Below are 6,327 nucleotides of genomic sequence, written 5' to 3'. Positions count from 1 at the left end.
GCCCGTGTTCCTCTTCGCCGCCGGAGACCCGCGGCACCACTGCTGTCGTCATTTGCTCACTCCTCGCTCGTGCGAAGTCATGAATTCAGATCCTTCTCATCGACTTTCAGTTGCTGACGGTCTTTCGTCTCGGTCAGCGGGGCTTCCGGCTGAAGCTCCATGTTCACCACGAAGCCGCCCCGAGGCGTTTCCGCGACGAAGGTGATCGCCCGGGCCAGATCAGACGCCCGCAGGAAGTAGTTGTGCCGCGCCTGACCCCACTTCGCCCAGTCCTCCAGCGCCGGGCCGATCGATTCGAGCGGCAGGCTCCAGCCCATCCCGGTCATCGTCGGGCCGGGGTGCACGATCGACGCGCGGACACCGGTGCCCTCGAGCTCCATCTGCAGATTGGTAACCATCGCCACCAGTGCGGCTTTCGCGGCACCGTAGGCGCCCATGTGCGGGCGCTGCCGGAGCGCGACATCGGAACCGACGAAGATGAGGTCGCCGCGGCGACGCTCGAGCATGCCGGGAAGCACAGCGGTGGCCAACCGGTTTGCCCCGACGAGGTGGATCTGGATCTGCGATTCGAAAGTCTCGGTGTCGATTTCGTGCAGCTTGCCGAAGTAGGTGTCGCCGGCGCCGGTGACGAGGACCTCGATGTCGCCGAGTTGCTCGGCGGCCTGGTGCACGAATCCCTTCACCGAGTCGGGGTCGGTGACGTCGAGTGGCAGCGCGATCGCCTCACCCCCGTCGGCGCGGATCTGGTCGACGATCTCCTGACACTTCTCCAGGCGACGAGCACCCAGTGCCACCGGAAAGCCATGGGCGGCAAGCTCAACCGCGGTGGCCGCTCCGATTCCTGACGACGCGCCGGCAACGATCGCGGGTCTGCGGTCCGGATGTGGTTCGAAGCGGGGCATCAGGAAACCTTCACTGTGATTGGTAGGTGGGCGAACCCGCGGACACTGCTGGAGTGAACGCGGACGGCGTTGACCTCGTCGACCTCATATCCGCGGATTCGTTTGAACAGCTCGGTGAGCGCGACCCGCGCTTCCATCCGGGCCAGATGGGCACCCAGGCAGAAGTGCGCACCGCTGCCGAAACTCAAGAGTTTGGAACCGACGTCGCGGCCGATCACATAGTCGTCGGGGTTGTCGAACACGCGCTCGTCGCGGTGGGCCGAACCGGGCAGCAGTATCAGGATGTCCCCTTCGGGGATCGTGGTGTCGTAGAGGTCGAGTTCTCCGGACACGACACGGGCCAGGATCTGGCTCGAAGTGTCGTAGCGCAGAGTTTCCTCCACCCACAGCGGTATCCGCGACAGGTCCGCATGTACCGGGGTCAGCTGATCGGGGTTCTTGTAGCCCCAGAACGCGGCATTGGCAAGGAGTTTGGTCGTCGTCTCGTTGCCGGCGATCACCATCAGGAACATGAACCCGAGGACTTCTTCGTCGGTGAGCCGGTCACCGTCGATCTCGGCCTCGAGCAAGGCGGAGGTCAGGTCGTCGGTCAGCTTCTTGCGCCGCTCGGCGATCATGCCCTGGTAGTAGACGATCAGGTTGATCGACGCTTCGATCGCCGACGCCGGCACGTCGTTGACGCCGTCGTCGCGGTGCATGACCCCGTCGGCCATAGCGCGGATGCGGTCGCGGTCCTCCACCGGGACGCCCATCAGCTCCGAAATCACGTCCATCGGTAGCTTGCCGGCGAATTCGGCGACGTAGTCGACCGTGCCAGACCCCGCCTTCTCCAGCATCACGTCGAGATGCTGCACCGCGAGTTCGGTTACCCGCGCCTCGAGTTCACGGATCCGGCGCGGCGTGAAGCCTTTCGACACTAGCGTGCGCAGCCGCAGATGTGCCGGGTCGTCCATAGCCAGGAACGACATCGTCTTGGACGCGTGCGGTCCGCGGGACACCGGATCCAGTGAGACGCCGTCGCGGTTGGACAGCGTGGTGCTGTTGCGGAAACCCTGATGAACGTCGCTGTGCCGAGACAGGGCCCAGAAGCCGAGTTCCTCGTTGTGGTACAGCGGCGCCTCGTCGCGCAGGCGCTTGTAGTACGGGTACGGATCTTCGTGGAAGTCGTAGTCGTAGGGATCGAGGATCAGCTCGGGCCCGCCAACATGAACGCTCATTGCTCGCTCCGATTTTTCTCGGCTCCGACCAGGATGAGCCTTACTACGTCGGCCAGCCGGTCGGCGATCTTGTGGTAGGTGTACTCCCCGCTGCCGGCCTGGACGAGCGCGCCAAAGAAGGCCATCGAGAGCGCCGACACGGTGGTCGGGTCGGCTCCGGGGCCGATGGCGGACACGATGCGGCGGTGGATCTCCGCCCCAATTCGGTCGCGAGCGTCGCGCACCGCAGGGTCGGTGCCGCCGCCGAGCAACGCCGCTGTGCATGCGGCGCCGACTTCGGGTTCGTCCGCGACGACCAGGGCCAGATGGCGTAACGCCTGGTCTACCCGGGTGGGCATGGGGTCGTTGACGTCGGTGAAGTAGGGGACTTGCCGGACGAGGTCGAGGTAGACCTCGGCGATCAGGTGATTCTTCGAAGAGAAGTAGGTGTACGCCGTAGCTGGGGCCACCTTGGCGCGGGCCGCCACCATCCGCACCGTCAGGTCGGCATACGAGTTCTCTCGCAGCGTTTCCATCCCGGCCGCCAACACCTTGCGGAAGGTTTCTTCCTGGCGGCGGTTGCGTGGCGCCCCACCGGCCTGGGTGGCCGCAACCACGGCATCGCTGGACACATGTCCAAGCTAGAGGATAGTCAGGTCGGGAAGCAAGTCTGACTAGTAAATGTGCAGCTCAATTGGGTATATCAAGCGCGCCAACGCACGGGCCTTGCACCGTTGCCGACCCGACAGCTATGGTTCGAAAGAGCTATATCGGACAACTGTCCATTGGATTGGAGCGAGAACATGGCGTTGATCGCCGACGGCGTTAGTGCACTGTTCATCGACGGCAAGCTGTCGGAAGGCAGTGCGGGCACCTTCCCGACGATCAATCCGGCGACCGAAGAAGTGCTGGGCGTCGCAGCCAATGCCGACGCCGATGACATGGGCCGCGCCATCGACGCCGCACGGCGCGCCTTCGACGACACCGACTGGTCGCGCAACACCGAACTGCGCGTGCGGTGTGTGCGCCAACTGCGCGAAGCGATGCAGCAACACGTCGAGGAACTCCGCGAGATCACCATCGCCGAAGTCGGTGCGCCCCGAATGCTCACCGCCGCAGCCCAGTTGGAAGGTCCGGTCAACGACCTGGCGTTCTCCGCCGACACGGCCGAGTCCTATGTGTGGAATCAGGATCTGGGTCAGGCGGCGCCGATGGGTATCCCCACCCGTCGCACCATCGCGCGGGAGGCCGTCGGCGTCGTCGGCGCCATCACCCCGTGGAACTTCCCGCACCAGATCAATCTCGCCAAGCTGGGTCCCGCGCTGGCCGCGGGCAATACGGTCATCCTGAAGCCGGCGCCCGACACACCCTGGTGTGCGGCCGTGCTCGGCGAGATCATCGCCGCGCACACCGACTTTCCGCCGGGCGTCGTCAACATCGTCACGTCCAGTGACCACACCGTCGGGGCGCTGCTGTCGAAAGATCCTCGGGTAGACATGGTTTCGTTCACCGGCTCCACGGCCACCGGCCGCAGCGTGATGGCCGACGCCGCGGCCACCATCAAGAAGGTGTTCTTGGAGCTGGGTGGAAAGTCGGCTTTCGTCGTGCTGGATGACGCTGATTTGGCCGGGGCGTGCGCCGTTTCGGCGTTCACCGCGTCCATGCACGCCGGGCAGGGCTGCGCGATCACCACCCGGCTGGTGGTGCCGCGGGCCCGCTACGACGAGGCCGTCGCGATAGCGGCGGGCACCATGGGGTCGATCAAGCCCGGCGATCCGGACAACTCTAAAACCGTTTGTGGACCGTTGATTTCGGCGCGCCAGCGGGATCGAGTGCAGGGTTATCTGGACTCGGCGATCGCCGAAGGCGGCACGTTCGCCTGTGGCGGCGGCCGCCCGGCCGGCAAGGACGCCGGTTTCTTCATCGAGCCGACCGTCATCGCCGGCCTGGGCAACGACGCCCGGGTCGCCCGGGAGGAGATCTTCGGCCCGGTGCTCACGGTGATCGCCCACGACGGCGACGACGACGCGGTGCGGATCGCCAACGATTCGCCATATGGCTTGTCGGGCACCGTGTTCAGCGCTGACCCGGACCGTGCCGCCGGCGTGGCCGCACGGCTGCGGGTCGGCACCGTCAACGTCAACGGCGGCGTCTGGTACTCGGCCGACGCGCCATTCGGCGGGTACAAGCAATCCGGCAACGGCCGGGAGATGGGACTCCTCGGTTTCGAGGAGTATTTGGAAGCCAAACTCATTGCGACGGCGGCGGGGTGAGAGCGCGCGGAGAGGAAAGCATGCGATTCGAGAACAAAGTCGCGATCGTCACCGGATCCGGCGGTGGCATCGGTCAGGCGTACGCCGAGGCGCTGGCCCGGGAGGGGGCGGCGGTGGTAGTCGCCGACATCAACGTCGAGGGGGCCGAGGAGGTGGCCAAGCAGATCGTCGCCGACGGTGGGACGGCCATCAGCGTCCCCGTCGACGTCTCCGACCCGGTGTCGGCCAAGGAGATGGCCGACCGCGCCCTCGCCGAGTACGGCCGTATTGACTACCTGGTCAACAACGCGGCGATCTTCGGGGGCATGAAGCTGGACTTCCTGCTCACCGTCGACCCTGAGTACTACAAGAAGTTCATGAGCGTGAACCTCGACGGTGCCCTGTGGTGCACCCGCGCGGTGTACAAGAAGATGGCCAAGGGCGGTGGCGGGGCGATCGTCAACCAATCGTCCACCGCGGCGTGGCTGTACTCGAACTTCTACGGCCTGGCCAAGGTCGGTATCAACGGCCTGACTCAACAGCTTTCGCGTGAGTTGGGCGGCCAGAAGATCAGGATCAACGCGATCGCACCGGGCCCGATCGACACCGAGGCCAACCGGACCACCACTCCCAAGGAGATGGTCGACGACATCGTCAAGGGTCTTCCGTTGTCCCGCATGGGCACTCCGGAGGATCTGGTCGGCATGTGCCTGTTCCTGCTCAGTGACGAGGCGTCCTGGATCACCGGGCAGATCTTCAATGTCGACGGCGGGCAGATCGTCCGCTCATGAGCCAGCAGGTGAGCCTTGGGTACATCGGGCTGGGAAACATGGGTACGCCGATGGCCAAGAAGATGGTCGAATGGCCCGGCGGGCTAACGATTTACGACATCAGGACCGAGGCCATGACACCGTTGGCGGAGCGGGGCGCCACTCCGGCCGACAGTGTCGCCGACGTCGCGGCCGCCGACATCATCAGCGTCACCGTGCTCAACGACGAGCAGGTGCGCCAGGTCGTCGGCGAGCTCGCGTCGCACGCCAAGCCAGGCACCATCATCGCGATCCACTCCACGATCAGCTACACCACCGCGGAGGAACTCGCGCGCGAGCTGGAACCCCAGGACATTCACGTCATCGACGCACCGATCAGCGGTGGCGGGCGGGCCGCCCGTTTCGGCCAACTCGCCACCATGGTGGGAGCCAGCGACGAAGTCTTCGCCCGCGTCAAAGAACCGTTCTCGCACTGGGCGGAGTTGGTGGTGCACGCCGGGCCGCCCGGCGCGGGCACCCGGATGAAGCTGGCCCGCAACATGCTCACCTTCACCGCTTACGCGGCCGTCGGGGAGGCGTGGAAGCTGGCCGAGGCCGCCGGGCTGAACTTGCAGGACCTCGGCAACGTGGTGCGTCACACCGACAAGCTGACCGGTGGTGCCGGGTCGATCATGTTCCGGGAAGACACGAAAGACCTTGAGCCGGGCCACTTCCTGTATGAGGGATTCACGCACACCCGGGGCTTAGGGGAGAAGGACCTGAGTCTGGCGCTGGCGCTGGGTGAGGCGGTGTCGGTTGACCTGCCGCTGGCCAGGCTGGCGCTGGAGCGGCTGGCGCCCGGTCTCGGGGTGCCGCACAAAGACGCGGAAGCATAGATCGAGCGGGCCGTTGCAAAGTTGGCAGCATCCCCAGCGAGCAATCCTCCTGAGCCCCACCCGTCACAGAATGTCGGCTGTGGGTCTTTCTGGCCGGCTGTCAGCGACGAATCCACTTGCAGCGCAACGGTTGTCGCTGGTGGCTGGACAGACCGGCGCGTCCTTGCCGCCGGTGATCGGAGCGACTGATGGGACCGGCGGCGTGCCGAGCCGAATTTTGGCACAGCCCACGAGGTTGAACTCTGCCGCAGAACGGGTAGCCCGAAGCGTAAGAACGCGGAAGGGGACGGCGCGGGGGCCGACAAAACGGTCACCGTCGCCGAATCCTTTGC

At 65.6% G+C, this 6,327-nt stretch carries 7 protein-coding genes; 3 read left to right on the top strand and 4 right to left on the bottom strand.

Annotated elements, in window-relative coordinates:
• Positions 1-77: 77 nt before the first annotated feature.
• From VML93_RS01605 to VML93_RS01595, 3 genes are read right to left on the bottom strand one after another with little or no spacing between them, the layout of a single operon-like run.
• Positions 78-902 carry an SDR family oxidoreductase gene (locus tag VML93_RS01605; protein ID WP_325606982.1) on the bottom strand — a complete coding sequence of 275 codons (825 nt, stop codon included), beginning with the start codon at positions 900-902 and terminating at the stop codon, positions 78-80.
• Positions 902-2,119 (bottom strand): cytochrome P450, encoded by a 1,218-nt coding sequence (locus VML93_RS01600; protein WP_325606980.1) that lies wholly within the window; start codon positions 2,117-2,119, stop codon positions 902-904. The genes VML93_RS01605 and VML93_RS01600 overlap by 1 nt, the downstream gene beginning before the upstream one ends.
• Entirely contained in the window at positions 2,116-2,730 is a 615-nt protein-coding gene (locus VML93_RS01595) for a TetR/AcrR family transcriptional regulator (protein WP_325606978.1), read from the bottom strand. Before VML93_RS01595 ends, VML93_RS01600 begins: the two co-directional genes overlap by 4 nt.
• Before the next feature lie 171 nt (positions 2,731-2,901).
• Between VML93_RS01595 and VML93_RS01590 the strand changes: the two genes are divergently transcribed.
• From VML93_RS01590 to VML93_RS01580, 3 genes are read left to right on the top strand one after another with little or no spacing between them, the layout of a single operon-like run.
• Entirely contained in the window at positions 2,902-4,371 is a 1,470-nt protein-coding gene (locus tag VML93_RS01590) for an aldehyde dehydrogenase (protein ID WP_325606976.1), read from the top strand.
• 20 nt (positions 4,372-4,391) lie between these two features.
• Positions 4,392-5,141 carry an SDR family oxidoreductase gene (locus tag VML93_RS01585; protein WP_325606974.1) on the top strand — a complete coding sequence of 250 codons (750 nt, stop codon included), beginning with the start codon at positions 4,392-4,394 and terminating at the stop codon, positions 5,139-5,141.
• The gene (locus tag VML93_RS01580; protein ID WP_325606972.1) at positions 5,138-5,995 is read left to right on the top strand and encodes an NAD(P)-dependent oxidoreductase; all 858 of its coding nucleotides are present in this window, start codon (positions 5,138-5,140) and stop codon (positions 5,993-5,995) included. The genes VML93_RS01585 and VML93_RS01580 overlap by 4 nt, the downstream gene beginning before the upstream one ends.
• A gap of 63 nt (positions 5,996-6,058) precedes the next feature.
• On the opposite strand, the gene VML93_RS01575 is transcribed toward VML93_RS01580, so the two are convergent.
• The coding region (locus VML93_RS01575; RefSeq protein WP_325606970.1) for a hypothetical protein at positions 6,059-6,327 on the bottom strand (269 nt) is incomplete at its 5' end.

It is taken from the genome of Mycobacterium sp., from assembly GCF_035499775.1.
Classification (GTDB): Bacteria; Actinomycetota; Actinomycetes; order Mycobacteriales; family Mycobacteriaceae; genus Mycobacterium.
Note: the sequence above shows the minus strand (reverse complement) of the source record. Positions and strands in the feature narration are given on the sequence as shown.

Coding starts and splice junctions, on each gene's coding strand:
- VML93_RS01605 (WP_325606982.1), bottom strand. CDS start 902: ATGCCCCGCTTCGAACCACATCCGGACCGCAGACCCGCGATCGTTGCC.
- VML93_RS01585 (WP_325606974.1), top strand. CDS start 4,392: ATGCGATTCGAGAACAAAGTCGCGATCGTCACCGGATCCGGCGGTGGC.
- VML93_RS01580 (WP_325606972.1), top strand. CDS start 5,138: ATGAGCCAGCAGGTGAGCCTTGGGTACATCGGGCTGGGAAACATGGGT.
- VML93_RS01590 (WP_325606976.1), top strand. CDS start 2,902: ATGGCGTTGATCGCCGACGGCGTTAGTGCACTGTTCATCGACGGCAAG.
- VML93_RS01600 (WP_325606980.1), bottom strand. CDS start 2,119: ATGAGCGTTCATGTTGGCGGGCCCGAGCTGATCCTCGATCCCTACGAC.